At 46.2% G+C, this 26,475-nt stretch carries 27 protein-coding genes and 1 pseudogene; 15 read left to right on the plus strand and 13 right to left on the minus strand.

Features of this window, described 5'->3' with window-relative positions:
* Positions 1–57: 57 nt before the first annotated feature.
* Together ACT9TW_RS07835 and ACT9TW_RS07840 are read right to left on the minus strand one after the other, a co-directional pair.
* Entirely contained in the window at positions 58–954 is an 897-nt protein-coding gene (locus tag ACT9TW_RS07835; protein ID WP_446492034.1) for a hypothetical protein, read from the minus strand.
* Positions 944–1,186, minus strand: coding sequence for a helix-turn-helix domain-containing protein (locus tag ACT9TW_RS07840; protein ID WP_446492035.1), 243 nt, complete (start codon positions 1,184–1,186; stop codon positions 944–946). The genes ACT9TW_RS07835 and ACT9TW_RS07840 overlap by 11 nt, the downstream gene beginning before the upstream one ends.
* 129 nt (positions 1,187–1,315) lie before the next feature.
* Here ACT9TW_RS07840 and ACT9TW_RS07845 point away from each other — a divergent pair, with 129 nt between their 5' ends.
* On the plus strand, positions 1,316–2,566 hold the full coding sequence (locus ACT9TW_RS07845) for a DNA-methyltransferase (RefSeq protein WP_446492036.1): 1,251 nt from the start codon (positions 1,316–1,318) through the stop codon (positions 2,564–2,566).
* A gap of 915 nt (positions 2,567–3,481) precedes the next feature.
* Here ACT9TW_RS07845 and ACT9TW_RS07850 read toward each other — a convergent pair.
* On the minus strand, positions 3,482–4,351 hold the full coding sequence (locus ACT9TW_RS07850; protein ID WP_446492037.1) for a phosphorothioated DNA-binding restriction endonuclease: 870 nt from the start codon (positions 4,349–4,351) through the stop codon (positions 3,482–3,484).
* 312 nt (positions 4,352–4,663) lie between these two features.
* Between ACT9TW_RS07850 and ACT9TW_RS07855 the strand changes: the two genes are divergently transcribed.
* The 4 genes from ACT9TW_RS07855 to ACT9TW_RS07870 all read left to right on the plus strand — a co-directional run bounded on the left by ACT9TW_RS07855 (position 4,664) and on the right by ACT9TW_RS07870 (position 6,648).
* Positions 4,664–5,131, plus strand: a complete 468-nt coding sequence (locus ACT9TW_RS07855; RefSeq protein ID WP_446492038.1) for a SymE family type I addiction module toxin — start codon at positions 4,664–4,666, stop codon at positions 5,129–5,131.
* 215 nt (positions 5,132–5,346) lie between these two features.
* Entirely contained in the window at positions 5,347–5,805 is a 459-nt protein-coding gene (locus tag ACT9TW_RS07860) for an STM2901 family protein (protein WP_446492039.1), read from the plus strand.
* The gene (locus ACT9TW_RS07865) at positions 5,799–6,131 is read left to right on the plus strand and encodes a DUF1493 family protein (protein WP_446492040.1); all 333 of its coding nucleotides are present in this window, start codon (positions 5,799–5,801) and stop codon (positions 6,129–6,131) included. The genes ACT9TW_RS07860 and ACT9TW_RS07865 overlap by 7 nt, the downstream gene beginning before the upstream one ends.
* Positions 6,132–6,150: 19 nt before the next feature.
* Complete coding sequence (locus ACT9TW_RS07870) at positions 6,151–6,648, plus strand: Hcp family type VI secretion system effector (RefSeq protein ID WP_025912048.1); 498 nt, start codon at positions 6,151–6,153, stop codon at positions 6,646–6,648.
* Between the two features lie 573 nt (positions 6,649–7,221).
* Here the strand turns inward: ACT9TW_RS07870 and trpS are convergent.
* Positions 7,222–8,223, minus strand: coding sequence for a tryptophan--tRNA ligase (gene trpS / locus ACT9TW_RS07875; protein ID WP_446492041.1), 1,002 nt, complete (start codon positions 8,221–8,223; stop codon positions 7,222–7,224).
* A gap of 199 nt (positions 8,224–8,422) precedes the next feature.
* Here trpS and fosA point away from each other — a divergent pair, with 199 nt between their 5' ends.
* A complete protein-coding gene (gene fosA / locus ACT9TW_RS07880) occupies positions 8,423–8,845 on the plus strand; it encodes a FosA/FosA2 family fosfomycin resistance glutathione transferase (protein ID WP_446492042.1) in 423 nt (140 codons plus the stop codon).
* Here the strand turns inward: fosA and ACT9TW_RS07885 are convergent.
* The 5 genes and pseudogenes from ACT9TW_RS07885 to ACT9TW_RS07905 form a co-directional block, all read right to left on the minus strand.
* The gene (locus ACT9TW_RS07885; RefSeq protein WP_446492043.1) at positions 8,842–9,651 is read right to left on the minus strand and encodes a GNAT family N-acetyltransferase; all 810 of its coding nucleotides are present in this window, start codon (positions 9,649–9,651) and stop codon (positions 8,842–8,844) included. The genes fosA and ACT9TW_RS07885 overlap by 4 nt on opposite strands.
* A 58-nt stretch (positions 9,652–9,709) precedes the next feature.
* A complete protein-coding gene (locus ACT9TW_RS07890) occupies positions 9,710–10,579 on the minus strand; it encodes a hypothetical protein (RefSeq protein ID WP_446492044.1) in 870 nt (289 codons plus the stop codon).
* Positions 10,580–10,636: 57 nt separating this feature from the next.
* Positions 10,637–11,473 (minus strand): hypothetical protein, encoded by an 837-nt coding sequence (locus tag ACT9TW_RS07895; protein WP_446492045.1) that lies wholly within the window; start codon positions 11,471–11,473, stop codon positions 10,637–10,639.
* A gap of 99 nt (positions 11,474–11,572) precedes the next feature.
* Positions 11,573–11,740 (minus strand): annotated as a pseudogene (locus ACT9TW_RS07900) (VOC family protein); the annotation flags it as partial.
* Between the two features lie 5 nt (positions 11,741–11,745).
* Positions 11,746–11,925 (minus strand): hypothetical protein, encoded by a 180-nt coding sequence (locus ACT9TW_RS07905; protein WP_446492046.1) that lies wholly within the window; start codon positions 11,923–11,925, stop codon positions 11,746–11,748.
* Positions 11,926–12,021: 96 nt separating this feature from the next.
* Here ACT9TW_RS07905 and ACT9TW_RS07910 point away from each other — a divergent pair, with 96 nt between their 5' ends.
* Together ACT9TW_RS07910 and ACT9TW_RS07915 are read left to right on the plus strand one after the other, a co-directional pair.
* Positions 12,022–12,792, plus strand: coding sequence for a DeoR/GlpR family DNA-binding transcription regulator (locus ACT9TW_RS07910; protein WP_446492047.1), 771 nt, complete (start codon positions 12,022–12,024; stop codon positions 12,790–12,792).
* A 63-nt stretch (positions 12,793–12,855) separates the two neighbouring features.
* Positions 12,856–13,461: an ATP-dependent Clp protease proteolytic subunit gene (locus tag ACT9TW_RS07915; RefSeq protein ID WP_182059419.1), complete on the plus strand. Its 606-nt coding sequence runs from the start codon at positions 12,856–12,858 to the stop codon at positions 13,459–13,461.
* Between the two features lie 27 nt (positions 13,462–13,488).
* On the opposite strand, the gene ACT9TW_RS07920 is transcribed toward ACT9TW_RS07915, so the two are convergent.
* The gene (locus ACT9TW_RS07920; protein WP_446492048.1) at positions 13,489–13,785 is read right to left on the minus strand and encodes an SH3 domain-containing protein; all 297 of its coding nucleotides are present in this window, start codon (positions 13,783–13,785) and stop codon (positions 13,489–13,491) included.
* 203 nt (positions 13,786–13,988) lie between these two features.
* Here ACT9TW_RS07920 and ACT9TW_RS07925 point away from each other — a divergent pair, with 203 nt between their 5' ends.
* Complete coding sequence (locus tag ACT9TW_RS07925; RefSeq protein WP_315687746.1) at positions 13,989–15,110, plus strand: ribosomal protein uL16 3-hydroxylase; 1,122 nt, start codon at positions 13,989–13,991, stop codon at positions 15,108–15,110.
* Positions 15,111–15,259: 149 nt separating this feature from the next.
* Here the strand turns inward: ACT9TW_RS07925 and ACT9TW_RS07930 are convergent, their stop codons facing one another.
* Positions 15,260–16,177, minus strand: coding sequence for a LysR family transcriptional regulator (locus ACT9TW_RS07930; RefSeq protein WP_446492049.1), 918 nt, complete (start codon positions 16,175–16,177; stop codon positions 15,260–15,262).
* 246 nt (positions 16,178–16,423) lie between these two features.
* Between ACT9TW_RS07930 and ACT9TW_RS07935 the strand changes: the two genes are divergently transcribed.
* The 5 genes from ACT9TW_RS07935 (at position 16,424) to ACT9TW_RS07955 (ending at position 22,981) form a co-directional block, all read left to right on the plus strand.
* Positions 16,424–17,587, plus strand: a complete 1,164-nt coding sequence (locus ACT9TW_RS07935) for an MFS transporter (protein ID WP_446492050.1) — start codon at positions 16,424–16,426, stop codon at positions 17,585–17,587.
* 236 nt (positions 17,588–17,823) lie between these two features.
* Entirely contained in the window at positions 17,824–18,372 is a 549-nt protein-coding gene (locus tag ACT9TW_RS07940; protein WP_446492051.1) for a hypothetical protein, read from the plus strand.
* Positions 18,373–18,493: 121 nt separating this feature from the next.
* Positions 18,494–20,890: a hypothetical protein gene (locus ACT9TW_RS07945; RefSeq protein ID WP_446492052.1), complete on the plus strand. Its 2,397-nt coding sequence runs from the start codon at positions 18,494–18,496 to the stop codon at positions 20,888–20,890.
* A gap of 68 nt (positions 20,891–20,958) precedes the next feature.
* Entirely contained in the window at positions 20,959–21,495 is a 537-nt protein-coding gene (locus ACT9TW_RS07950; protein ID WP_446492053.1) for a hypothetical protein, read from the plus strand.
* 1 nt (position 21,496) lies between these two features.
* The gene (locus ACT9TW_RS07955; protein ID WP_446492054.1) at positions 21,497–22,981 is read left to right on the plus strand and encodes a hypothetical protein; all 1,485 of its coding nucleotides are present in this window, start codon (positions 21,497–21,499) and stop codon (positions 22,979–22,981) included.
* A 257-nt stretch (positions 22,982–23,238) separates the two neighbouring features.
* Here the strand turns inward: ACT9TW_RS07955 and ACT9TW_RS07960 are convergent, their stop codons facing one another.
* Positions 23,239–24,654, minus strand: a complete 1,416-nt coding sequence (locus ACT9TW_RS07960; protein ID WP_446492055.1) for an aminotransferase-like domain-containing protein — start codon at positions 24,652–24,654, stop codon at positions 23,239–23,241.
* Positions 24,655–24,830: 176 nt separating this feature from the next.
* Between ACT9TW_RS07960 and ACT9TW_RS07965 the strand changes: the two genes are divergently transcribed.
* Entirely contained in the window at positions 24,831–24,992 is a 162-nt protein-coding gene (locus tag ACT9TW_RS07965) for a DUF1127 domain-containing protein (RefSeq protein WP_315687757.1), read from the plus strand.
* 40 nt (positions 24,993–25,032) lie between these two features.
* Here the strand turns inward: ACT9TW_RS07965 and pdxR are convergent, their stop codons facing one another.
* The gene (pdxR, locus tag ACT9TW_RS07970; RefSeq protein WP_446492056.1) at positions 25,033–26,421 is read right to left on the minus strand and encodes a MocR-like pyridoxine biosynthesis transcription factor PdxR; all 1,389 of its coding nucleotides are present in this window, start codon (positions 26,419–26,421) and stop codon (positions 25,033–25,035) included.
* Positions 26,422–26,475: the final 54 nt, after the last annotated feature.

The raw sequence follows: 26,475 nt of genomic DNA on the forward strand, positions 1-26,475 counted from the left end.
ACTTACTGATACGGGTACAATTGTGGTATATCGCGTTGAGCATCGTATGGATTATTTTTAAGGGAATTTAAATGGAGCCCTTAAAAATTCTAACCCATCTTTTTTAGTGAATATTTCAAAATTAGTTTCAAGATCTCTTCGAGATGTATTCTCTAATTCATAAAGTTCACCATTTGCTCCTAAAAATGGAGCTGTTTGTGAAAAATCATCAGGTGCAAAACCAATGCAAATTAGTGGCAATGATATTTGGGATATATAGGATCTATTTTTTAGCTCTTGAAATGAACCATTTCTATTTGATACGGGCCAAATTCTAGTAGCTGAGTTTCGCTTATCAATACTTGTAATGAAACAACCTCCATCAATATGACCATCGTGGAAAAGATTGTTTAATTTGTTGATGGCTCTAAAAGAACTGGCAACATTTCCTGTCTCAAATTCGATACCAATCTTATAGTTATAACTTACCTTTTCAATATCAAATAAATGTTCTATGTCAATAAGTTCTGGTATGCTGAAACATAATCTATCTACATACATCCCATAAAACATAGGGAATAATGTGTATATTACATTGTTGGGGAGTTTTTTGGACTCTATATATTTGAATGCTATTTCCAGTATTTTATTTTTATCTTTTATTCTATACGCAAATCCATTATATTCAACTTTTACTAGTCCATCTATTCTTTGTTGGTTGAAACTATTTTCACCTAAGCAATTAGGCAATAAACTTAAGTTATGCTGAAATTTACTGGAAATAAATGATGCAGAATTCATTACACAAGGCGTTATCCGATTGTTGCTCTGCTTTCTCATGAACGAGCTATCATTGATAATGAATTTATCATTAATGGTTTTTATTTCATTTAGAGAGTGAATCACATTCCTCTTTACAGTCTCTGATATAGTAGGGGGTAAAAAACCATCATCTAATTCAATTTCAGTTATCATTATCTACCTCTATATCTTTAAGAAACTCAGCTACATCCATATTTATTACTGATAAAATCTGGAGCAATTGATAGAGGGCTATGTGTTGTTTACCATTCTCTATTCGTGATAAAGTTGCTCTATCAATACCAGTAGCATTTTGGATATCATTTTGACTGAATCCCTTCTGTACTCTTGCCACAAGCAATCTACTACCAATCGTAGTTGCGAAATATTTTCTTTTTATTTCCATACACCTATCAGCCATGTAAGTGATTTTACGTAAGATAGTAACAGGCTATGGTTAGTTAGGGAGTGACAGATTCTCACGACTATGAGATGCTATGTCTAAGTGAATGCTATAATAGGGTGGTTATTTTAAATGAGCTATTCAGATCAGTTTCTTAAAGCTTTAGGTGTAGTCGATGTTTCGGCTAAGTCTTATAATGAAATTAGCAAGCGGACAAAAATACCGACTGACAGACTTAAGTATTATAATCAAAGAAATATTATGCCAAGCGGGAAGGATCTGAGCATCCTTTGCGAAGAATTTAATATATCACCTGTGTATTTTCAATTGACGATGGGTCATATGGATATGCATACATTGGAACTTATCCAAGAAAATGCTTCTATCATATATGAAAAAATACAATCGCCAAATATAACCTTTACTGATGAGAGTTCCCTTGAAAAGGATGTTGAACTGGTATTGCAAACCATAAATGGTAAACTTTATAATGGAGATTGTCTAAATGTTTCGAAAAATATTGATGCTGATTCTGTGGACATGATTTTTGCAGATCCTCCATTCAATTTAGATAAACTTTATCCATCAAAAATGAATGATAATTTAAAGGAAGAAGAATATATTAAATGGACTCATGACTGGTTGAATGAGTGTATCCGCATTTTAAAACCCGGTGGTTCATTGTTCCTATGGAATCTACCTGTGTGGAACAGTAAGATAGCTAATTTTTTACATGGCAGGCTTAATTTCAAACATTGGATAGCGGTCGATATGAAAAATAATATGCCTATCCAAGGTAGATTGTACCCTTCCCATTATTCTCTTCTTTATTTTATTAAAGGAGAAAAGGCGAATGTCTTTGAACCTGACAGATTAGCTGCACAGACTTGCCCAAAATGTTTTGGTGATCTGAAAGATTATGGTGGATACAAAAGTAAAATGAATCCACTTGGAATTAACCTCACTGATGTCTGGTATGATATTCCTCCTGTAAGACATAAAAAATATAAGAAAAGGAATGGTGCTAACGAATTAAGTATAAAAGTTTTAGATAGGGTGATTGAAATGGCGACAAAAGAAGGTGACCTGATTTTTGATCCATTTGGAGGCTCTGGAACAACTTATGTTATAGCAGAGATTAAAAATCGTAGATGGATTGGCTCTGAAATTGATGACTGTGAAATAATTAAGGATAGATTTAGCAATCTTTCTGAAGATAAAGAGCACTTAGTTGAAGTCCGTGGTAAACTTAATTCTCTGTTTCCTTCGACTATAAAAAGAGAAAGAGAAAAACGGGGGTTATGGACAGTAGAAAGTGTAAGAATGAAAGATGACGATAAGAAACAAGCTAATGAGCAGTTAGGTTTTCTTGAAAATAAATAACAATGATTTCTGAATGGTTTTTTAGTAGAGAGTAGCATATTTACTCTCTACTTTTTATTGCCAACTGAAAAGCAAGTCCTGTTGGCATGGTTATCAGCCGGTTTGTGCCGTATAGTCTTTGAATTTAAATCGTATAGGACGGGTAGGATACTTCTTTTACAGGTTTTTAATATGCTCCTATAGGGCGAAATCAATGTTGTCTTCCATGAAGGTGGATTTTAATAATTTTAGGGTCTATCTTTTTCATAACCTTCTCAGTTTCATTGATTTAAGAGAAAATAATAGTAAGGTTGTGCGATAAATAAATTCTGAGTTAGTTAGTGATTTGATATTTAAGGCTTCGGGTTGTTCACTTAAAAAATGAAATGCATAAACTAAATAAACTGCTAATACTGTCGTTCCAATCGTAGGGCCTATATCGCCCTGATCATGAGGTTCCAATGTGACATTGAACCTAAATATGAGCCATTCATATCCCCATGTAGAAAAACAACCATTATCATTGCAGATAAAAAATATAGCATGTTTTCTATGTTAGGAGCTTTTAATGCTGACTCCTTTTGGAAAAACTCACATGCTGATAAGCCAAAGAAAACTAAATAAAATATCCATTTTTATTACGCTATGTAAGATATTTATTTTTTATATTATAATAACTCAAAAAATATTTGTAATTGGCATTAAAATTATCTTGTTTTTTTAGAAGAGTGAAAATATATAAGGGTCCTTTTGTTTTTTGCTAAAAAACCATTACTAGTAATGTGTAAATTAAAATTTCATTCATCATGTTCGTCATCATTTTTTGTAGAGTTTGATTATCACAAATCAGGACTGATCGTATCAGTCCTGATTTGGTTAATTTACATGTTTTAAAATCATTGGGATAGTCGCGATACTTGAATCCGGCCTTCGCGCTCATCCTTTAAAAACCTCCGTCCGATGCCACTCCACATACCCCTCCCTAGGATAATTCCCTTTCACCATCGGCAGCGCAATCTGCTTTCCTGCAAAATCCCAGAATAACTGCCCAACAATCCCACTCCCATTCACCGCTTTGGACACCAGCACCCGCATACTCTCATCCAGCCCAATCGATCCCTTATCAAAAGCCTTATGGTGTATAGCACACAGCGCCAGCCCGTTCAGGATTTCGCACGGCCCGCCATATTGTTTCCATTTGATATGCGCAGCTTCGAGTGCAACGCTGGTGTTATCGTGTCGCATGTTGAATCCGCAGATCGCACATTCATAGTTATACGCACGCAGTACCTGCTGGCGGAAAAGTGGATCACGCACCTTGCGGATCTGCTGAATATCAAAACCCATCTCATCCGCGATCTCTTCCTGAATGCTTTCAGGAAAGTGCGTTTCAAGGATCTGTTGTGCGAGTGAGCCGATCAGTTTTGAGTTTTTACTTAGCAATGCATAGTTTTCTTCATTAAACCCACCTGCAACGCGATGTTTAGCAAGTTCTCCCGCAGGCGGTTGTCGGCTTCCTGATGTCGAACAGAACTCGTCATTTTCCAGTTCCCAGAACCCATCGCCTTTGAGGCGCCAAAACGGCATGTCAGGGCGATACTGGGCACGTTGCGGGCCAAACCGTTCCAGCAGGCTATGCAGCTGATCGCGCACTTCCGTACCATAGTCGAACAGGCGCGCATGTCCCTGCTGATAGTTCGCCAGCACATACAGGAGCAATAGAGGTTTATGTGGCGCGCGTTGTTCGCCTTTGCGCCAGATGGTGATGTCGGCAATTGCCTGTTCGAGAGTTTTGCTGGAAGCCATCGCGTTACGGAAAAAGGTAAATAATTGCGATGATGCTCGCAAAACCTAATCCGATCAACCTACTACTTTCCCACAATCAACAAAAACATGGCGTTACCGCACATACCTTTATTTCCTGAATCCTCCTCGCATTTCCAAAATTTACCCATCCCAAAACCGCTGTATTTATATTCAGCTCTGTATAATAGGCAGCAGTAATTACGCCAGTCGGCAAAGGAAGTATCAAAGGGAAATAAACGAAGGAATTCGCGATATGAAGGTGCAGCAACACCCCCATACCGCTAACCACAACCAACTAAGATGGAGTTGAAAATGGCTGCGACGAATTTTAAGCCAGAGTTTACTGTTTGCAAAACAGAATCAGACGCTTTTACCGGCGTGATTGAAAACCACGAGCTGGTACGCAAAAATAGCGCCCGCCGTCTTCACGGCAACCAGACCCGTACCGCGCCAGTCCATCCAAGGGCGGAGACGCCGCAAGCGAGCTCAGCCTGCTGCGAACTCTATTCACGGGTGGACAATAATTATCTTCCTCTGGAGGGGGAGTGGTTATCCCGGGCGGGTTTTATTAACGGGATGCCGGTCAAAATCCGGGTGATGAAAGACTGCATTGTGATTACACCACAACATACAAGAGAATTATGGGGATGCCTGGATGGTATGAGTGTGGTGAATATAAATAAACAGAAAATCGCTCAGTGGCTAAAGACGTTTCCGGGAATGTTAAATGATACAGGCGATGTGCCGATGATTAAGCGCAATAGAGGGCAGACAAGATAGCATCGTATTGAAACACCCTCGATCCTGTGTCGGGGGTATTTCTATTAATTGAAATTATAATGAAGCTATTGAGAGATTACTGTCTTGAATATGATTTCAATATTTTTATCTTAGTGCTTATGCAATAAAATATTTTTAGAAATATGTCGTAGCTCTCAAATTTATTATCAATCAACATTTATGATTCTTCTTGGTACAACTCAATGGAATGAACTATGGATACTACTGAAGAGTTAAATGGAACTTATTTTTATGCTGGCAGAACAAATCTTACCGCGGCAGGACTTTTCTTTATGATTTACTGCGAATCAATTGCCGATCATTTTGGTATTGACGACGTGGCTGGGATTGCTGCGTTATACAGCGGTGCTAATAATCAGAAGACCAGAAAGAAACCTGCGGGAGCGAAGGAAGGAACGTCCCGAGCCTCAAAAGCCATGAGGCGCTATTTCAAACAAGCAAAGTTCCCGTATGGCATCAAACTCCCGACATGGATTGGCGGCTACACACCATGGACCGTACGTTGTCGAATGGCTTCACAAATTAGCACTTTCATCGGCAGGACAATTCCATTAATCGGTATGGTGATATTAGTCGCTGATGTATCGTTGATCACTTATGCTGCTATACGTGATTATAATCGAATCGCGCGGGGCAGCGACAAACTATGGTAGAGGATATTGAACAGCGCATCTACGCCTTAGCCAGACGCTATAACGGCGTTTATCTGATGAATAACGAAGAGAAGCAAAAATTACTGAATGCTAAAACTGATTTGGATACAGACATGCAACTGGATGTCACCGAAGCAGAAGAACTGATGGAGGATTTTTTCAAAGAGTTCGACGTTGATAGAGGAAACTTTAACATCAACACCTATTACCCGGAAGAGCCGTTTTCATGGAATCCATTTAAGAAATCTCCGGTAATAATGGTTCCTGATTTCACCATCGGTATGCTGATCGAATCTGCAAAAGCGGGCAAATGGTTATACGATTAAATACGCAAGGAGCATTATAATGGCTGTACCTGTACATCTCTTTTTAACCAATGATGGCGGCACAATGATCTGTGGTTCCTGTGACGTTGCACACAGGGAAGGAAGTATTGAGCTAAGAGGATTACAACATAACCTCAGTCTGCCAACCGACTCGGCAACGGGCAAGGTCACCGGCACTCGCCAGCATTCTCCGTTTCAGTTTACCAAGGAACTGGATAGCTCTTCGCCCTATCTGTTCAAAGCGGCAGCAACGGGTCAGACCCTTAAAACGGCAGAGTTCAGGTTTTACCATATTAACTATTCCGGGCAAGAGGAGGAGTATTACCGAATCACGCTCGAGAACGTTAAGGTCATTTCTGTGAGTCCAGTAATGTACGACACCCGAGGCTGTCCGGGGACGGGGCATATGGAAGAAGTGGCGTTTAATTACGAGAAGATTACCCATTTGTACAAGGACGGTAACTTGTTAGCGCACGATGCGTGGAATGAACGCCCGACCTCTGGCTCTGCTGCATAACGTTATATTGAACTTGCCCGCCAGCGTTTCGTATGCGCGGGCAGGGAATATCATTCTTTATCCCTTTTCGTAAATGACGGCCGAAACAGCATAAAAATAACCCATGCAAACATTCCAATAATCTTCATAGTCCAGGGTTCTAACACATCCAGACACACAATTGCGCCAATAACTAATAACGGTCCTTCTACTAATTCAACTATCCCTCCTATAATATGTATCTTATGAGGAAGTACTCGATTGAGTAATACTGCAATAAGCTGTGCACTACCTAATATGATCATTATTGCAATTGTGCGATCCTCACAGTTATCAAAACTAATCAAAGAAATTAGGCATATATCCAGTACATAACCACAAAAGAATAGATTCAGCATGTAAATAATAAACTTGATCATAGCATTTGCCGAAACGGTGAAAAAATGAAGAGTCTATGAATATAACTCTCCTAACAGAATGACAAACAAGAATGGCTAATAATGAATTTAAGAATTTATTGTGCCTCGCTTATTTCCGTAATAATCGAGTTAGCGGCTTCATGCCAATCTCACGCATTCCACCGCACCATCTAACTTAACTAAACACCGGCACCCCCAGCCCAACCTTCACCTCCCGCAACGTCTCCTGCGTCACTCCCTGCGCCCGTTCCGTTCCGCGTTTCAGCATCGCCATTAGCTCCCCCTTGTCACGCATATACATCGCCCGCCGCTCGCGCATCGGGGCTATCAGCTCCTGCAGGCACGCTTCCAGTTCGTTCTTACACACCCGATCACCCAGCCCGCCGGCCTGATAGTGCACCTTCATCGCCGCCACCTTGTCTTTGTCCGGATGAAACGCGTCGAGGTAGGTAAACACCACATTCCCCTCAATCTGCCCCGGATCGTTCACTTTCAGGTGGTTTGGGTCGGTGTACATCGCGCTCACCGCTTGGTGGATGGTCTCTTCGCTGGCGGAAAGGTGCAGCGTGTTGCCGAGCGATTTCGACATCTTGGCGCTGCCGTCGATGCCGGGCAGGCGGCTGGTGTCGCTCAGCATCGCCTTGCAGTGGCGCAGCACCGGGGCGGGCAGCAGGCTGTTCATCTTGTGCACAATCTCGTTAGTCTGTTCAATCATCGGTAGCTGGTCGTCGCCAACGGGCACGCATTCAGCCTTAAACGCGGTGATGTCCGCCGCCTGGCTGATGGGGTAGGCCATAAACCCGACCGGCAGCGAGCGGGCAAACCCTTTCTGCGCGATCTCATTTTTCACCGTCGGGTTACGCTCCACGCGGGCAACGGTGACGATGTTCATATACAGCATCGTCAGTTCGGCAAGGGCGGGCAGGGCGGATTGCAGGCAGATAGTGGTCAGGTTCGGGTCGATGCCCGCGGCCAGATAATCGGCCAGCACTTCGGGGATGTTATCGCGGATCTTCTGCGGGTTGCTGCCGTTGTCGGTCAGCCCCTGCAAATCGGCAATCAACACAAACTGGTTGTGCGTCTGTTGCAGCGCCACGCGCTGGCGCAGTGAACCGACATAGTGACCAAGGTGCAGCGGGCCGGTTGGGCGATCGCCGGTAAGAATAGTGGTGCTCATAAAAACTCCTTAACGTATCAATGCCGAAAGGGGTCTTTAAAACACAATAGCCGCCTTTCGGCGGCTATCTGGAAATGGGTAAAACAACTCCGGGCCGCCTTTAAGAAGGCTGCCACCAACGGTTTACGGTGAGCACGGCGTGGTTTATGTTCATCCGGTTACCGTACCATGTCTCACACAAAAAACAACAGGGCACATCATGCTGCAATCGCTCAACCACCTGACCCTTGCGGTCAGCGACCTGCAAAAAAGTCTGACCTTCTGGCACGATGTACTGGGTTTAACGCTCCATGCCCGCTGGGATACCGGGGCGTATCTCACCTGCGGCGATCTGTGGCTCTGCCTCTCTTACGACGAGGCGCGCCGTGTCGTGCCGCCGCAGGAAAGTGACTATACCCATTACGCGTTTAGCGTCGCGGAACAGGATTTTGCACCGTTCTCGCACAAGCTTGAACAGGCGGGCGTCACCGTCTGGAAGCAGAATAAAAGCGAGGGGGCGTCGTTCTATTTTCTCGACCCGGACGGGCACAAGCTGGAGCTGCATGTGGGCAACCTCGCCGCGCGGCTGGCGGCGTGTCGGGAAAACCCCTACGCAGGAATGACGTTCTATCCGCAGGGTTAGCCCTGCGTCATCTCAAACTGGGTGATCGCCAGCGGCTGATACCCGGCCGAGGTAAACAGCGGGGCAAACCGCTCAGGTACGGCAACGGGCGTGCAGATACCAGGATACAGGGCGCTGAGATTTTGCAGCATCCGGCGTGCGTGGCCCTGACCACGTGAACCTGGCTCCACAAACAAGAACTGCAGCAGCGGTTTCGTGCCAGGCGTGGTAATGGCGGCCCAGGCTCCGGTGCCATCGCTGATTATTTCACAGGGGATCAGGGGCAATGAAAGCGGATCAAGCTGCCACGGCATGTGTTCACCGGGAGCGGACCACACCACCCGCAGCAGGTCATGAAGTGTGGCCTCGCGAAGCTCCCCGCTCATCGGCACATCTGCTGTTCCGCCTTTAAAGCCCCACAGGCCCTGAGAAACGCGAAAACCCAGCGCTTCATACAACGCGATCGCGGCGGTATTTTCGTGGATAACTTCCAGATAAAACGGGCTGATGCCTTTGGCTTTCAGCGCTGCGAACAGCGGCGTTAGCATCCCTCGCGCCAGCCCTTTGCCACGGTATTCCGGGAGGATAGCAAACGCACCCAGCCGGGCTGCACCCGCGCGGCGCGTGATAAGGGCGATGGCGACTGGCTCGTCGCCACGCAGCCAGACGCACGAGTCTTCATAACTTAACCCTTCAGAGCCAAAGCGCTGGGCAAAGGCTTCGGGCGTCAGCGAAAACGGAACGAAATAGTCCTGAAAGCAACGCTCCAGAATGTCGGTAAGAATGGCGGCACTAAAGTGAAGTGCGCTCACGGCGGTCAGTTCCATTACCATTGCCCTGTGTCGTGGGTAGACCATCAGTGTAGTGGAACACCCGCTTTCTTTCTCACTGAACTTCCAGCGTTTTTAGCTCATTAGTGATGGCGGTATTGCGTGATTTAAGCGATTCGCACATTTCCGTATCCGTCGTTTTTCTACCACTACAGTAAATGTTCATCTGCGCGTTGTTCAGCAACATACGGTTGTTGAGGGTGTTGATTTTGTTTTCGGTCGGGTTCTGTGTGCCATTCGCCAGCGCCAGGCGTAACCCTTCCATAAACGAGCAGCTGTTGTGGTAGGCCATAAAGTCGTTAAGGGCACGGCTAAGCGGGTAATCTTTCATTGTGTCGGTCTTTAAATGCTGGACGATGGCCACTGCTTTGGTGCCGCGGGTTTGCTGGATTTTGGTATCCACGGCGGTGACGATCATCTGTTTATAGACCACTTCATTGACCAGCGATCGTTCCGAGTTAGAGAACATCGCCAGCGCCGAGAAAATGGATTTGCTGACGGTTGGCGTCACCACGGTGGCAACGCCAGCGAACAGGCTGGTGAGTGTGCCGGTGGAGATATTAAACATCGCGTCATTGCCATAAATGCTCCGGCGATGGAGCAGACAAACCTGCTCCGAACCGGTCATCAGGATGTAAATGGCATCGTTGCGCTGGGCCTGGCATGTCTTTTCATGGTCGACAGCGGTCCCTGCATTGGCACAGGTTTTTGAGACAATGGGATCCCGATAACTGACGTCAGCGGTCTTTGTCGTGCCTTCCGGTGCCGCAGGCGGGCTGAGCAGGATCTGCATCAGCATGTCTGGCGTTGTCGTGATGGTGCTATCCACGTCAGGGCTGGAAAACCCCCGATACAGGGGGTTGTCCTGAGCGCAACCCACCAGAAGCAGGCTGGAGAAGAAAACTAACCCGATGTGCTTCATCATGATAGCCCCGGACTGACGTTAGAAAGCAGGAAGTTTCAGGCTACGGTTAAGGCTGCGTTAACCTCCGGCTACTGGCGGAGCAGGGGGTGCCGGTTGATTTGAACGAGGGGATTCACCGTGCGGCGCAGCTTTATAGGCAAGGTATCCCGCATGGCTAATGCCCAGCAGCCAGGACATGCCGTCGGAGACATTGGGTAATGCGTTAAGCCAGGTAGTCTTATTATCTGGCATTACCTGGGAAAAAAATTGCCAAAGCGACATGCCATACACCGCTAACAAAATAAAAGTGATAACGAACTGCTGTATTTTCCCCAGGTCAGCCGAACCGGCATTGGTATTCTCCTCGCCACGAAAAAGATCCAGCCAACTGGCCAGCTCAGCGCTAGAGAAAGAAAAGATTTTACCGGCAGGAATAATGTCTTCTACCGGTTTATTGATTGCCTGAGAAACCTGCTGTGCGGCCTGAGCGGTGACATTATTATCTGCTTTGGCATTTAAAATAGCAGGCGCAGCCGCAAGTGAGGCCAGCGATATCCCCATAATGGTGAGTAAAGGCGTATTCAGCGTTATTTCCAGAGGGGCAGTTACTTCCTTCTCGATCCTCAGCAATGCCGCGGTATATAACGCGGACAAAATCAGCATGGACCAGCAAAGCGCCTGCAGTTTAGACAGGCTCAGGCGGTTGCGGTAATCAATAAAAATCCCGTTGAGGCGGCCATTGATGGCATATCCAACGCTCATAGAAAAAATAATCATCATGACGAGCGTCAGGAGCCAGGCATACCGCGGGTGGGAAGAGTTAATGACAGGTGCAACAATAAATAAAATCAGGCTGCCGAGGATCCAAAATAACGTGCCAGAAGATGGTTTAGGCATACACCGTACCTTTTTCATAACAGGCGATGTTAATACCCTAATCGGAAGGCATTTTTCCGGCTGTAACAAGAAAGCATGAAAAAAATGGTTTTTTTCATGCTTAAGGTTGAAATGGTATTACGGACCCACCAGCTCAATTCGGTTGCCGTCCGGGTCTGCGATGACAACTTCGTAGAAGCCATCCCCCGTCATACGCGGCGGGCTCAGCAATGTCCCGCTTAATCGTGCCTGCTCTGCCATGCTATCGACCTTCGCTTTGTTACCCACATTCAACGCGACATGTGCAATTTTCATAGTAATCCTCGTTGTTTGTGTTGCGTGGCTGGCATGTCATCGGCAAGGTGGGCGGGCAACTCTTCGTGCAGCACCTTTTCCCGGCACCGTTCGCGATGAGCGACAGGCTCAAAACAGAAACCGTCGTAAGGTTTACTCGCCAGAACCTGATCCTGATGTCGATCGTTACTCTTCATCGTAAGGCTCCGCGCTGATCCGCCAGATTGACAGAGGGAGTGGCTATGCAACATTATGCGCATTGGTGCTCGATTTAGATTTTAAAAGGATTCTTCATGCTCGATTATGCTGCTTTTCCTGGGCAACGACAAGACCTGATCCGCCAGATCCTTCAGGAGAATGGCAGGGTGGTTTGCGCGGAGCTGGCCACCCGAATGAACGTGTCAGAGCACACAATTCGCCGTGATTTACATGAGCTTAGCAAAGAAGGCTTTTGTAAAAAGGTCTATGGCGGCGCGGTGCTTCAGCTCCCGGATGCCGGGAATTTTTTCACGCGCGAGCAAAAAGACAGTGCAAAAAAGGACGCAATCGCGCAGAAAGCGGCAACCCTGATCAAAGCGGGCGGCTGTATTTTTATTGATACGGGAACAACCAATCTGGCGCTGGCGAAGGCGCTGCCTGCTGATCTCAGTATTACTGTTGTCACCAACTCTCCGGCAATCGCGGCTGAGCTGCTGCGTCATCCGCTGTGCGAGGTGATCATGACTGGCGGGCAGATCCAGCGAGCGTCCGGCGGGGCGGTTGGAGCCACTGCGGCAAACCAGATCCAGGGGATTATCTTCGATCAGGCCTTTATCGGCGGCTGTGCGATGGATCCTGATATGGGGCTGACCGGCTTTGACTTTGCCGACTGCGAGTTCAAAAAAGCGGTGATCGCCCAGAGTAATCAAAGCATTGTGGTGCTCACCATCGACAAGCTGCCTGGCGTGGCGCGTTTTGTGGTGGCGAAGAGCCGCGATATCGATGTGCTGGTGGTGGAAGAGGGCATGGACAAAGACGTGCTCGATGCATTCACGGCTCAGGATGTTCGCATTGTGTGCGCCTGAGGACTTTGACATATAAAACAGGCTACACTCTGCTTTTGAGCGCTAAATGCTGAGGAAATAACAATGCACTACACCATGAAAGAAAGCGACAACAAAGATAAAGCGGAAGGGACACACGGCGCGGGCGCTTTACAGCAGAAGTTGCTGGATTCCCGTTCGATTGTTATCTCCGGCGAGATTGACCAGGCGCTGGCCGAGAAAGTGATCACTCAGTTGATCCTGCTGCAAAGCATCAGCAATGATCCTATTAAGCTGTACATCAACAGCCAGGGCGGCCACGTTGAAGCGGGCGATACCATCCACGACTTCATCAAGTTCATTCGCCCGGAAGTGCATGTGATCGGCACCGGCTGGGTCGCCAGCGCCGGGATCACCATCTTCCTGGCAGCGAAAAAAGAGCACCGTTATTCACTGCCAAATACCCGTTTCATGATCCATCAGCCGCTGGGCGGCGTGCGCGGTCAGGCGACGGATATTGAAATCGAAGCCCGCGAAATCATCCGGATGCTGGATCGCGTGAACAAGCTGATTGCTGACGCGACCGGCCAGCCGCTGGAAAAAGTGAAAAAAGATACCGACCGCAACTTCTGGATGTCCCCGGCAGAAGCGCTGGATTACGGCATTGTGGGTAAAATGATCACCCATTATGACGATCTGAAGCTCGATTAAGCCTCACTCTGCGCCCGGCAACGGGCGCTATCGCACTTCAAATACGACTGCCATCCAGTTCACCCTGTTGTTTTCCGGAAACGCCGGATAGGGATCGAGCCGCGTGCAGGCCCCCGCCCAGATAAACGTATTCTCTTCAATACGATACCAGTGCGTATTGCCTTCAACGGCATCGCCCACCACCGCCCCCAGAACCGTTACGCGGCTTCCCGCAGGCAGTTCATAGGCGACAGGCGAATACACGGATGGATTATCCCTGCGCGTATAGACCCCCGTAGTGGTCTTCACGTTGCCCGTTGCCGGGAATTCAATGAAATCGTTCATCTCAGGCCTCATTACACGCTCTCTTAAGGAAACGATATAAGTCGCTGTAAATCTGGCGCTAACGATAAAGCGTGAAACTGCCAGGCTATGTCATACGAAGGACTGAATGCGGCGACTTTTTACCCCCCTTTGACCCACGACAAGGCAGCCCGGCTTCGGCTTGCGCATAATCGCACCTGTTTACCTTTTCACTGGTGCTAACCATGGCGAATCAACTGAACCTGAACTGGCCGGAATTTCTTGAAAAATACTGGCAAAAACAACCCGTTGTGCTGAAAAATGCCTTCCCGAATTTTGTCGACCCGATTACGCCTGACGAGCTTGCAGGCCTGGCGATGGAGCCGGAAGTCGATAGCCGTCTGGTCACCCATTTCAACGGTAAATGGCAGGCCAGCAATGGCCCGTTTGAGCATTTCGATAATCTGGGCGAAACCGGCTGGTCACTGCTGGCGCAGGCGGTGAACCACTGGCATATGCCGGCGGCTGAGCTGGTGCGTCCGTTCCGCGTATTGCCGGACTGGCGTCTTGATGACCTGATGATCTCCTTCTCTGTACCGGGTGGTGGCGTTGGTCCGCATATCGATCAGTACGATGTGTTTATCATTCAGGGGATGGGTAGCCGCCGCTGGCGCGTGGGGGATAAGCTGCCAATGCGTCAGTTCTGCCCGCATCCGGCGCTGCTGCACGTTGATCCTTTTGAGCCGATCATCGACGAAGATCTGGCTCCGGGCGATATCCTCTACATTCCACCTGGATTCCCGCATGACGGATTCACTCATGAAACCGCGCTCAACTACTCCGTGGGCTTCCGTGGGCCAAATGGCCGCGATCTGATCAGCAGCTTTGCCGATTACGCCCTGGAAAACGATCTGGGCGGCGAGCATTACAGCGATCCGGATCTGACCTGCCGCGAACACCCAGGCCGCGTGGAACAGTACGAGCTTGATCGTATCCGCCAGATGATGATCGACATGATCAGCAAACCTGAAGATTTCACGAAATGGTTCGGCAGCTTTGTCTCTACGCCGCGCCACGAGCTGGATGTTGCCGCTGCGGAACCGCCATACACGCCAGAGGAGGTGCTTGATGCGCTTCAGGGCGGTGAAACCCTCACCCGCCTGAGCGGGCTGCGTGTGCTGAATATTGGTGGCAGCTTCTTCATCAACAGCGAACAGCTGGAAACGGTGGATGCAAAAGCCGCTGATGCGCTGTGCCGCTTCACCGAGTTTGGGCAGGCTGAACTCGGCGAAGCATTGCAAAATCCGGCGTTTGTGGAAGAGCTGACAGACCTGATTAACCAGGGTTACTGGTACTTCGAGGAGTAGCTGTATATCCACGGTGGGAAAAGTGCCCGTTGCGGATATTTAAAGAACCGGTCTCCTTCTTACAGAGGAGGAGGCCGTCCTGTGTTGTTGCATTAATTAAGTGTTTGAATCCACCTGGTGTGGGTTGTGTTGCGTGGTCAGGCAAAGAATCACGCATTCTCTTCGCTATCGAGAGAACTCACAATCAGGTCACGCAGCCATTTATGTGCAGGCTCACGGTGTAGATGGTCATGCCAGAGCATGTTCATTTCAAAGCCAGGAATATCTATCGGCGGTTCGAAATACTGTAAAAGCGGATTGTTACTGACGAGGCGTAACGGGAGCATTCCGACCAGGTCAGTGGCAGCAATGGCAGACAAGGCGAACATAAAATGTGGGACCGACAATACAACATTCCTGTTCAATTTTATCTCAGATAGCACTTTGTCAGTGCTTCCCCAAAAGCCGCCACCGTCAGGTGAAATTATGACGAAATCCAGTTCAAGAAACAGCCTGAGTGTTGGCGCTGAGTTTAACCATGGGTGACCAATTCGACTGACCAGCACGTAACGTTCGCTGAACAGTCTGCGATAGCGTAGCCCCTGTGGCGATTCTTCCTGAATATGAAAGAATAAATCGACTTTATCCTGCTTTCCTTCTGTTACCTGATTAATCTGAGAGTTAGCGTTTTCCAGTACAGCCAGACGGGTACCTGGAGCCTTGTGATGTAGGTTTTTTAATACTGGTAGTATTACCGTGGTTTCACTGTAATCCGCAGCGACCACCTGCCAGGTATGTTCGGATTCACCAGGAATGAAGGGGGCAGGAGAGGAAATAGCATTGTTGAGTAGTGCCAATGCATGACTGAGAGGAGCGCGTAATAATTCTGCACGGGCAGTAGGGCGCATACCTCGCGGCCCGGGTAAAAACAGAGGATCATCAAGGCTGTTTCTCAATTTTGCTAGCTGCACGCTGACCGCAGGTTGCGATAGATTCAGTTTTCTGGCTGCGCGCGTCACGTTCGGGTCTTTCAATAGAACATCTAGCGTCAGCAGAAGATTCAAATCAAGTTTCTTAAGATTATCCATCGTAATACCCGATATTGTAATAGTTAATTTCTACTCTAACTTACAATCCAATAATATTCATTAAACGTAAAGTCATAAGTAGGAGGAAGCGATTTTTTCTTTTATTGAAATTCCAATGGTTACATATCAGCTGATATAGCGCTAATTCTGTTATTGCTGAATGTTATTGTTTCATCATGACTGATAATCAAATTAAGATAAAACTATTTAGTTTGTGAATAATTATCCAATAAAGAGGGGATGGATATGCCTACAGGGCTTTTTGCCTTAGCGCTTGGCGCGTTCGGGATCGGTCTGACAGAGTTTGGTATTGTAGGTTTATTGCCACAAATAGCCACAGAACTTAATTTAACTGAACAAGTTGCCGGGTATTTAGTATCTGGTTATGCGATCAGCGTAGCAATTGGCGCCATTCTATTGACTGCCGTAATGATTCGTATGGAGCGCCGATTAACTCTGCTTTTGCTAAGTTGCTTATTTATTATCGGTAATCTGATTTCTGCTTTATCGATGAGTTATGAAACGCTACTATTCGGTCGGATCGTGGCCGCTCTTTGCCATGGTGCTTTTTTTAGCGTAGGTGCGGTGGTTGCTTCTGATATGGTCGCAGCTGATAAAAAAGGAGCAGCAATTTCGTTAATGTTTGCTGGATTGACAGTTTCCAATATTGTTGGGGTGCCGCTGGGAACCTTTGTTGGCCTGGAGTTAGGTTGGCGTATGACTTTCTGGGCGTTGTCTATCATTGGCGTGGTTACAATGGTGGGGATCAGAATGTTGATTCCGGTCATGCCTGCCAGAAGTGATACCAACCTTTGGCGCGAATTTGCTGTTTTTAACCGTCCGCAGGTTTGGATTTCAGCCTTTCTTAGCGTGCTTTCCTTCGGTGGCGTGATCGGCGGCTTTACTTATATCGCTTTCACTTTAACTCAGGTTTCCGGTTTCTCCGCGCAGACGGTACCATGGCTGCTAGTGCTATTTGGTGTGGGGACATTTATAGGCAATATTTATGGTGGCAAAGCAGCAGATAAATCATTGAACAAATCTCTAGGAACCATTTTGCTACTTCTTTGCGTAGTAATGGCCGCATTTGCTTTATTCGCGCGGAGTCAGAGTATGACAGTAATCCTTTTGTTAATGATGGGGGCCGTTGGGTTGGCCACTGCTCCGGGTCTGCAATTGCGCATGATGAAATATGCAAGTGATGCTCCAACTGTTGCTTCCGGTACCAATATCGCTGCATTTAATATGGGCAATGCTCTGGGTGCCTTTCTTGGTGGCATGGCTATTGATGAGGGTTACGGATTTGTCGCTCCATTGTGGGTTGGTACTGCGCTGAGTTTGATGGCATTGACCGTCGTTATCCTTAGTAGTTTTAATAGCGGACTGAAAACTGAAAAAATACACGGGTGAAATTCAACGGATATTCTCTGTATCCTTATTATAATGAAAGATAATTTACCGTTAGTATCAAAACTGGCAAGCGTGTGGTTTTGATACTTTTTTAGGATGGGTTTTTTGATAAGTTATTTTTAAGCGGGTTTGTTGGCTTGGGTTTTGTTTTTTTTGTTATTTTAATGCGTTTAATGTAAGAGAGAATAATATTTGTGATGTGACTGTGTGGGATGGGTAAATATGGAGATAAGGATATGACAAATACAGTTAATGTCGTCGGTTTTTTCCCGGGATTAGGTAGCCGGTCTTTTTATCAGAATGTTGGCGATGATTTATTAAAATCGGGGGATGATTTCATTGAGCAGATTTATCATGACTCTGCAGTAGCTATGGGGTACGGAGAACGACTAGAAAAAATGCTTATTACATCAGCTACGCTTCCCAAAGGAAAAATGGAACGGCAGGGGTTTATTGGCTCTAGTTTTCTCACCCACAATCTTGTTTTAGTGGCTCAATTTTGTAGTTTGATGCAGCAGTATAATCAATCTATTCATTTTGTCGCACACACCGGAGAGAGTTTTGGATTGATTAATGCTGCTGTTGCTAGCGGTGCGCTCAGTATTGGTGACGGTGTAAAGATTGCTAATTTCTTTACCCCTTATATTTTGTTAGCCTCAGAATGTGATGATTCTCATTTCAGTCAATCCATAAGTAATTATTACCCACATGAGTTAAAAGAACAAAAATTGATTAAGGAACCATATTACGTTGTTGCGCTAAGGGGGAGAGAAAAAACTAGCTGAGGCATATATAGCATTACAAAATGAATTTCTTTATACCGAAATAGAAAAGCATAAGGTTTACAGTCGCAGCCAAATCAATCTGTATGTGAAAGCGAGCATTAAATCATGCTTTGATATTTTTATGAAAAAATTTCCGTCAGTAGAAGTCATAAAACTCAAAGAACCGACAAAATTTATTACCCACTCGAAACAGTTAACCCCGTTAATTCAGGGACTGGAAAGATTTATTGTCGACCAACAGATAAAATTCCTCTATCCACATACTCCTCTTATTGCCAATCACTGTGAAAATTTGTTGACCCATAAAGATGATATACGCTCTGCTATCTTGGCTATTGTCGATCAGGTGATGCTTTCATCAACTACAGCCAGGATGGCGGATAAGTTCGACGCTGACGCCATCATCGAGTTCGGGGTAGGTAATAAATCGGTACAAATGCTGCGCGAAAATGAAATCCGAACTCCAGCATTCTCATTCCCTGGAGAAACGAATGAATCAATGTTTATCATGCGCGCATTTAAAGCATTAAACACTATCCGAGGCGATAGTGATGTTGCTCAAATATGCACAGGAATTGATCAGTGGATAGATCTTACACGTGAGAATGCTAAGCTTGCAGCCTCATTTTACCCTAAAATAACTGAGGCTATTCAGCGAGTAGCTCCACTTGAGTTGAACATTAGTGGAAATGTCGTAGTAAGTATAGATAGTATATACAAAAATACCTGGCTCTATAGAGAATTCTTGCAATCGGGTGAAAGAGTGATGATGGCTCGCCTGAGACGCAATATTCACGGAGATGAAACTGATAAGCACCAAAGTTATGCTGATCTAAAAATTATTACTAATGATGGTTTAATTCGTTATCAGAAAACTCCGTTTATAATTCATGAGGAAAAAACACTTTTTTATTTTTCTAACCTCGATGGATTTAGCAATGCTGATGTATTTATTACGTTGCAGGAAATGGAAAGTATCCCAGATTTTGATGCTATTTGTTCGCGCATCGAAGCGGAGCACTCTACTGGGGAGCCACTACGAAAAATTTTGCAACTACGTATTTTAGATGCGCTACCTGAAGTTCAGGCTATTCGACGTATTGTTATACAGTTGATTGCTTATGAAATGATGAAAACTTTTCGCCCTGGGCTTGTACAAGCCAGTAATATTTTTTTGACTGCTCATGATTTTATTGGATGGCTCGCTTGTTTAGTTATCTCTGGAGCTGTCTCATTAGACAATATTACACTGTTTTGTTGTGATTACTATACTACGTTAGGTAGAAAGAAATCACCGTGGGCAGTAGTGAAAAAATTCTCTTCCAGGATTATTAATGCGAAAGTCCCGATACTTTCTGTTAATGGACTTTCTTTGTTAGAACATCGAGATCTTGAAATTAATACTTATAAAATATTATTAGGTGATTATCCCGAGCTGCGGGTTCAGATTGCCCTTGATTGCCATGTTTCGATCATAACTTTAGATAGGCAACTTAGCTGGGATTCTCTGAATACGGCGCCATATCAATCATATATTATTCTAATTTCATCTATACGTGATATTTGGTCGCATAATCCTGATTCTATACTTGAGCAGCGAGAGATAGAGACACAAGCACATTTAACTGAGGAATATCTTCAAGTGTCCAGATATGCAGGTCGACGAAATCTGCTATGCGGAACTATTAACGCCTATATTGAGGCGGATGAAGTTCCCGTTTTGTTTTGTAATGGTGGGAGTGAATCGATGACTATGTTTATCCAGCGCTCGCCAGTTGAGCCGATCGTTGTGCGTAAAGTACTGAGTGAGGCGTTGACCGCGGCTAAATGGTCAAGCAATGGGAAAGGTGTAATGCTACCCCCCTTTGCCAAAGCTGCCCGACAGGTTGAATATCTCCGTGCTCTACCAGAGCGCGTCAAACCTTGGTTTCCACAAGTTTATAATGTCACTGAACGTGAGATTCTGACCCCAGTCAGTCAGATGAGAGTGGGGAAAGCTACCTGTAAAGAGGTGATCTATGAGATGAGTCTTGTTGAAGGGGAAGAAGTTAGCAAATTTATTTATCATAACAAGATTTCTCCACAAATTGTTGCCAGATTATACGAAATCATATTTATTTTTCTGCGTGATAACGTTCATCGCGAGAAGAGGGTTGTATCCGAAGGCAATACGTTGGAAATTTCCTACTTCAGAAAAATAGAAGACCGGCTTGAACTATGTCAGCAGACCGCCCCCGGAGTATTTTGTCCCGAATTATTGAGTAGTGAAAAAATTATTATCAACGGTACTGAATATCTTAATATTAAACAATTGCTGAACACTTTCCGTTCTCATCCTGAGTACTTACGTCAGTTGGAACCGCTCTACCACTCTCTGGTGATGGGTGATACAAATACTGAAAATATCAAGATTAACAATACAGCACCATTATTGGAGGTACAAAACCTAATTAATCAGAAGAGTAGTGAGGAAGAGATCGCGCTCAAGCACTGGAAGCGATTAACGCAGATCAAATAGAATTACGATTTCTAGATCCTCGAGCTATTGGCTACAAAACTGAAGGTGATGAGTGTCGGGATGATTATATGTATGACAACAAACCGTGGCATAACTCTCTTGGCCATTATGATGAACTTCATAACGAGTTGTTTACACTCGATATGAAGTTCAACGATGAAAAAACACCAGTTATTAATATTCATTTTACTGAAGGTAATGAATATCAGCAAACCTACCAGATCACTGATTGCGTTCAGAAAAATATTAACCCTTCTAATGACCAGTCAATCGTTGGAATGGAAAAGTATTTTTCTAAGGTAATGAATAATGTTTACGATAGTACCAACCCAGACTCCATATATATTAAGGAGGACCCATATTGGTTGGTGCGCTTTGTTTTCATAATGGGAACGCATTTCGCTGCGATGCCACCATTTCACTTCTCTTCTGAACTCGATGGTACTATTAAAGATAGTATATTCAATCAACGTAGGCCAGTTGCAATTTATTGCGAAGGAATTAAATGGTTAAATTGGTCGTTAGCTATTCTGCAAGGTACAACTAACCAATTTCTAGGCGTCAGCGTGCCATTTGTTGATGACGTCATAAAAGAGGTTTTATAATATGAAAGATTTTAGTACAGTGAAAATTGATAGTGATATCAAAATTGATTTGACTACCATGGATAATGAGAATCGGCTTATCACCACACCCTGGAGTAGAATAGTCAGAGGGTTAGGCTTGGGGCAATATCCTGTGGACTACAATGAAAGTGTTTCATCTTTAATTCAGGAGGCTTTCTGCTTCTTGAAGGCTAAAGGTAATTATAGTGATAACTATGTGAACTTTTCAGCTTTACTTTGTGATTTTATTAACCTTATCCTTAACCCTAAGAAAATAATTAGCGAGAAGGAAAGGCTTGTTTATATCGACAACATTATATCTTTGATTGAGCATGAATGTGATCCTTACCGGAGAATTATGCAATACAGTATAACAATTGACGCGCTTGCTAAACTGAATATTAATGTGTTCACTATTCTAGAGCACCGTGTTGATTTATCAGTAGTGTTGTTTGATGTTATTGGTGATATTAAATTGAATTGCATAAAGGATGAGGATAAAGGTAATCATGGTGATTACGAAAAGCTATCCGCTTATACATCAGTGTTTTTTGCACTTGCTATATGTGATAAAGCTAATTATGCAGTTACTCAGGAGTATAATCATATTATTGATGCATTAAACACGTTAGAGCATATTCCTTCTCCTTTTTATCGAGGACGAAGTGGCGGTATGTTGTTCAGTGCTATAAGTCTGCTGGGTTATGGCTGGATGCTGCAAGATAATGGTCGAAATTATCTGGCTGAGACTCTGGACTACCTTGATAAGGTAGACGTTATTGGAGTTAATCCCGTATTTCCGCAACACATGACTCCTGAGTTTATAATAATATATCCTTTGCTGACAATGTTAAACGCAATTGCTGTAACGGGAAGCCATAAATTGCTTCATTATAGAAATAATCGTATTAAGCAAGCCAGTTTATTGTTGAATGCACTTACCCCGATTGAGAGAACACATATGGGGCTATATTACATAATGGCGATGTATAATTTAGGGCTGCTTAATCATGAGAGAAATAATATTGACACATTATTGGACGATATAGTACATACAGCAAATGACATTGAACCATCTGAAAATTATTTTTTGCATGGTATATCTTGTTCTTATGTTATAGAAACCGCCAGTATTTTAGGTCGCCGGGATTTGATTTCAGACCAGGTGATAAAAAAACTTGTTAACAGTTTTTATTCTATGAATCGAACCCAGGAAGATGAAGTGAATAGACCATATCCATTCGCTTATGCACTCACTACACTTAGTGAGATAGGACATGTTGAGCGCTTATTTAAACCTTCATCGCATTATGATGGTCAGTCTGCAATTATGTGGGTAATTAACAACCTTCCTCTAAAGGAAGATGGTGTGAATGAACGGCTTTATATGTTAAGTCATGCATTGATAAATTTGATGTTGCGTATGCGGGGTGATTATTTCACAAAAAATAAAATTTATGCGAGTTTTTGTTTTCCAACTTCATGAGAGCTGAAAAAAATCATTTGCGCTATAGACTCTGATTTTTATATTTTAACTTATGAGAAAGAGGTGGTTTATTTGCTAGATTATATTGTAATTTTTGTTGGGGCGATATGGGATGATTTTTTTAATGTTTTAATCAGCTTAATAGTTGAGTGTTACGAAAAAAATATTCATTAAGGAGAAACTGTTATGTCATTTTTCAACATAATGTATTATCTCTTATCATAAGATATAAGGTAAGATTCCAATCTGGAAAAAATCTACTCCTCCATCGCAATATGGATAGCCTCGCCCATTTTTTTCAGCGCATCGCGGTTTTTATCGTTGGGTGGCAACGCCACGTTGATCCGCAGGCAGTTGCGATATTTCCCGGATGCGGAAAACAATGACCCGGCTGCGGCCTGGATTTTCAGGCGGCACAGCTGCTTACTCACGCAGACCATGTCCACTTTCTCCGGTAGCTCCACCCACAGTAAAAAACTTCCCTGCGGGCGCGTCACGCAAATCTCCGTCGGGAAAAACTGCCGCACCCAACAGGTGTAGGTTTCCATATTCTGCTGATAAATCTGGCGCATCCGCCGCACATGCCGATGGTAATGCCCGTCACGAATAAACGCCGCTACCGCCATCTGCGTGCCCGGCACGTTAAACCCCCCTGCGGCGTACTTCATGTGCATCACCCGGTCGTAATAGCGTCCCGGCACAATCCAGCCCACGCGCAGCCCCGGGGCCACGGTTTTGGTAAACGAGCTGCACAGCAACACGCGGCCATCTATATCTAACGAATGGATCGTTCGCGGACGCGGGTATTCTGCCGCCAGCTCGCCGTAAATATCATCCTCAACAATCACGATATCGTGGCGCTGAGCCAGCGCCAGCACCTGACGTTTACGCGCTTCCGGCATAATGAATCCAAGCGGATTATTGCAGTTGGGCACCAGGATCACCGCCTTGATTGGCCACTGCTCCAGTGCCAGTTCAAGGGCTTCAATGCTGATCCCCGTTTCAGGATCGGTCGGGATTTCAATGGCCTTGATGTCATACCCGCGCAGCATCTGCATGGTGCCGTGAAACGACGGGGACTCCACCGCCACGATATCTCCCGGTTTGCACACCGAGAGCAGCGCAATCGACAGTGCGCCGTGGCAGCCGTTGGTGATCACAATCTCGTTGGGGGCAACGGTTGAACCGCCGTCCAGCATCAGGCGGGCAATCTGCTCGCGCAGTTCAAACCGCCCGTCCAGCACGTCGTAGCTCAGCACATCGGTGGGGTTGTGCTGCACAATGCGGCTCATTTCCCGCCACAGCGGTTTCAGGCTCGGCTGGTTCAGGTCCGGCGAGCCGCCGCCAAAAGAGATCATCTCTTTGTCGGCACGCGCATCCAGCAACATCATCACTTCATCCCACTGGGTGACATCCACCGGGCGCTGCACCGGGCGCGTCATGGCCGGAACAGGCGGCTGAGCTTTGCGCTGAGAAACAAAATAGCCGGAGCGTGGCTGCGGGGTAATGAGATGAAGATTTTCGAGGATCTGATAAGCCTGCTGTATGGTGCTGATACTGACGCCGTGTTCCTGGCTCAGGGCGCGCACGGATGGCAAACGTTCGCCGCTGCGATATAGCCCTTGTTCAATGCGTTCGGCCAGAATATTGGCCAGATGTTGATAGCGCGTCATGCTGTATCCTCTATTTACACCATACAGATAATCAAACCAGTACAGATCGCCGCAAAAAACGACATGCAGATTCTGTTTTAGCGGATCTGTATGTTAAATAAAAGTTGTTTTTGAGTCTGTATTGCATACACCGATTTCCAGGATGATAACCCCACTGGCACAGTGAGGAGAGCATCATGGAATTTCACGAGAATCGTTCAAAACGTCCGTTTATTGCGTTTGTCTGGATCTGGAAAACGGTGAAGAACTGGTATCGCATCAACCGTACTCGCCGCATTTTGAGCGCCATGAGTGATGAACAGCTCAAGGACGTTGGGTTGTCGCGATTTGATGTGTAGATCGTAGGCCGGGTAAGGCGCAGCCGCCACCCGGCGATTTTCAGCGCAGCAGTTCAAGCGTCTGCCGTCTCGGCCCTTCCAGCAAATCCAGCGCTTCCTGATACGTCCGCACATTGTTATAGCCCATCACCAACCCGTAGCGTTTGCCCGACCCGCGATACCACTCGGAAAGCGCATTCACCTGAAGCTGGTGCTGTTGCCAGCAGCGTGCCACTTCACGGTCGCCGCTGCCTCTGGATAAAAACGCCACGATGTGCATCCCGCCGTCGTTCTGCTCGGTGAAAAACAGATCGCCGTACACCTCCTGCAAGGCGGCGATCATCCAGTCGCGGCGGGTCTGATACAGCGCACGCATCTTTTTGAGATGTCGGAAAAAATGCCCCTCATTCAGGAATGCGGTCAGGATTTTTTGCGTGAGCACCGGCTGGCCGCTGGTCACGATGTCGGCGCAGTCGGTAAACGCCGCCACGGTGCTGGCGGGCATCACCACGTAGCCCATACGCAACGACGGCATGATGGTTTTACTGAAGGTGCCCATAAAGATCACCCGGTCGTGCTGGTCGAGACTTTTCAGCGATGGCAACACCTTGCGGGTGTAGTGAAACTCACCGTCGTAATCATCTTCGATGATCCACGCCTCGTTCTGGCTTGCCCAGTCAAGAAGCTGCTGTTTACGCGGCAGGGAGAGAGTGACCGCCAGCGGGCTCTGGTGCGATGGCGTGACAATGGCAAAACGGGCATCGTGATGGTGGTGCAGCAGGTATCCGGTATCCATACCTGAACGATCGACCGGCACGGTGTGCAGGCGCGGGACGATGCGCTTGAGCAGTTGCTGCCCCATAAAATAGCCAGGGTCTTCAAACACCACTTTGTCGCTGCGGCTGGCAAGCGTATCGAGGATCAGGCGCAGGCTGCCGCTATAGCCACTGGTGATCAGCACCTGCTCGGCGGTGCAGGACAACCCGCGCGAGATATTCAGGTAACGGGCAATGGCCTGGCGCAGCGGATACCAGCCCAGGACCGGCGGGTTGAGCATCTCCTCCTGGCGCATGGAGCGGGTGGTCTGGCCTGCGAGCAGCAGCCATTTTTTGTACGGAAAGCTGTCGATCGCCGGAATGCCCGGGCGTAAAAATCCACTGCGTTCACGCTGGCTAATCAGTGATTCCGGGAGTGTGCCGGTGGCCTGTTCCGCAGGCGCGTTTTGCCCGGGCAACAGCAGATCGGGATTTACCCGCGTGCCACGCGCGCCCTGGCTGACCAGGTACCCTTCTCCAATGAGAATGGCATATGCCGTTTCAACCGTTTTGCGCGCCACTTTTAGCTCTTCGGCCAGCACGCGGATCGCGGGCACTTTGTCGCCGGGTTTTAGCACGCCGCGCGTAATGTTGTCGCGATAGCGGGTATAGATATCGTGATAACCCGGCTTCATGTCCTACCTCATTTTATGGTTTTTGTATCTTTTTACTATGTCATGAGCGGCGTA

It is taken from the genome of Enterobacter sp. C4G1 (genome assembly GCF_052886895.1).

What these genes read in the sequence shown, in the direction of transcription:
- ACT9TW_RS07835 (WP_446492034.1), bottom strand. Translation starts at nt 954, where the DNA reads ATGATAACTGAAATTGAATTAGATGATGGTTTTTTACCCCCTACTATA.
- ACT9TW_RS07840 (WP_446492035.1), bottom strand. Translation starts at nt 1,186, where the DNA reads ATGGAAATAAAAAGAAAATATTTCGCAACTACGATTGGTAGTAGATTG.
- ACT9TW_RS07845 (WP_446492036.1), top strand. Translation starts at nt 1,316, where the DNA reads ATGAGCTATTCAGATCAGTTTCTTAAAGCTTTAGGTGTAGTCGATGTT.
- ACT9TW_RS07850 (WP_446492037.1), bottom strand. Translation starts at nt 4,351, where the DNA reads ATGGCTTCCAGCAAAACTCTCGAACAGGCAATTGCCGACATCACCATC.
- ACT9TW_RS07855 (WP_446492038.1), top strand. Translation starts at nt 4,664, where the DNA reads ATGGCTGCGACGAATTTTAAGCCAGAGTTTACTGTTTGCAAAACAGAA.
- ACT9TW_RS07860 (WP_446492039.1), top strand. Translation starts at nt 5,347, where the DNA reads ATGGATACTACTGAAGAGTTAAATGGAACTTATTTTTATGCTGGCAGA.
- ACT9TW_RS07865 (WP_446492040.1), top strand. Translation starts at nt 5,799, where the DNA reads ATGGTAGAGGATATTGAACAGCGCATCTACGCCTTAGCCAGACGCTAT.
- ACT9TW_RS07870 (WP_025912048.1), top strand. Translation starts at nt 6,151, where the DNA reads ATGGCTGTACCTGTACATCTCTTTTTAACCAATGATGGCGGCACAATG.
- trpS (WP_446492041.1), bottom strand. Translation starts at nt 8,223, where the DNA reads ATGAGCACCACTATTCTTACCGGCGATCGCCCAACCGGCCCGCTGCAC.
- fosA (WP_446492042.1), top strand. Translation starts at nt 8,423, where the DNA reads ATGCTGCAATCGCTCAACCACCTGACCCTTGCGGTCAGCGACCTGCAA.
- ACT9TW_RS07885 (WP_446492043.1), bottom strand. Translation starts at nt 9,651, where the DNA reads ATGGAACTGACCGCCGTGAGCGCACTTCACTTTAGTGCCGCCATTCTT.
- ACT9TW_RS07890 (WP_446492044.1), bottom strand. Translation starts at nt 10,579, where the DNA reads ATGATGAAGCACATCGGGTTAGTTTTCTTCTCCAGCCTGCTTCTGGTG.
- ACT9TW_RS07895 (WP_446492045.1), bottom strand. Translation starts at nt 11,473, where the DNA reads ATGAAAAAGGTACGGTGTATGCCTAAACCATCTTCTGGCACGTTATTT.
- ACT9TW_RS07905 (WP_446492046.1), bottom strand. Translation starts at nt 11,925, where the DNA reads ATGAAGAGTAACGATCGACATCAGGATCAGGTTCTGGCGAGTAAACCT.
- ACT9TW_RS07910 (WP_446492047.1), top strand. Translation starts at nt 12,022, where the DNA reads ATGCTCGATTATGCTGCTTTTCCTGGGCAACGACAAGACCTGATCCGC.
- ACT9TW_RS07915 (WP_182059419.1), top strand. Translation starts at nt 12,856, where the DNA reads ATGCACTACACCATGAAAGAAAGCGACAACAAAGATAAAGCGGAAGGG.
- ACT9TW_RS07920 (WP_446492048.1), bottom strand. Translation starts at nt 13,785, where the DNA reads ATGAACGATTTCATTGAATTCCCGGCAACGGGCAACGTGAAGACCACT.
- ACT9TW_RS07925 (WP_315687746.1), top strand. Translation starts at nt 13,989, where the DNA reads ATGGCGAATCAACTGAACCTGAACTGGCCGGAATTTCTTGAAAAATAC.
- ACT9TW_RS07930 (WP_446492049.1), bottom strand. Translation starts at nt 16,177, where the DNA reads ATGGATAATCTTAAGAAACTTGATTTGAATCTTCTGCTGACGCTAGAT.
- ACT9TW_RS07935 (WP_446492050.1), top strand. Translation starts at nt 16,424, where the DNA reads ATGCCTACAGGGCTTTTTGCCTTAGCGCTTGGCGCGTTCGGGATCGGT.
- ACT9TW_RS07940 (WP_446492051.1), top strand. Translation starts at nt 17,824, where the DNA reads ATGACAAATACAGTTAATGTCGTCGGTTTTTTCCCGGGATTAGGTAGC.
- ACT9TW_RS07945 (WP_446492052.1), top strand. Translation starts at nt 18,494, where the DNA reads ATGAAAAAATTTCCGTCAGTAGAAGTCATAAAACTCAAAGAACCGACA.
- ACT9TW_RS07950 (WP_446492053.1), top strand. Translation starts at nt 20,959, where the DNA reads ATGTATGACAACAAACCGTGGCATAACTCTCTTGGCCATTATGATGAA.
- ACT9TW_RS07955 (WP_446492054.1), top strand. Translation starts at nt 21,497, where the DNA reads ATGAAAGATTTTAGTACAGTGAAAATTGATAGTGATATCAAAATTGAT.
- ACT9TW_RS07960 (WP_446492055.1), bottom strand. Translation starts at nt 24,654, where the DNA reads ATGACGCGCTATCAACATCTGGCCAATATTCTGGCCGAACGCATTGAA.
- ACT9TW_RS07965 (WP_315687757.1), top strand. Translation starts at nt 24,831, where the DNA reads ATGGAATTTCACGAGAATCGTTCAAAACGTCCGTTTATTGCGTTTGTC.
- pdxR (WP_446492056.1), bottom strand. Translation starts at nt 26,421, where the DNA reads ATGAAGCCGGGTTATCACGATATCTATACCCGCTATCGCGACAACATT.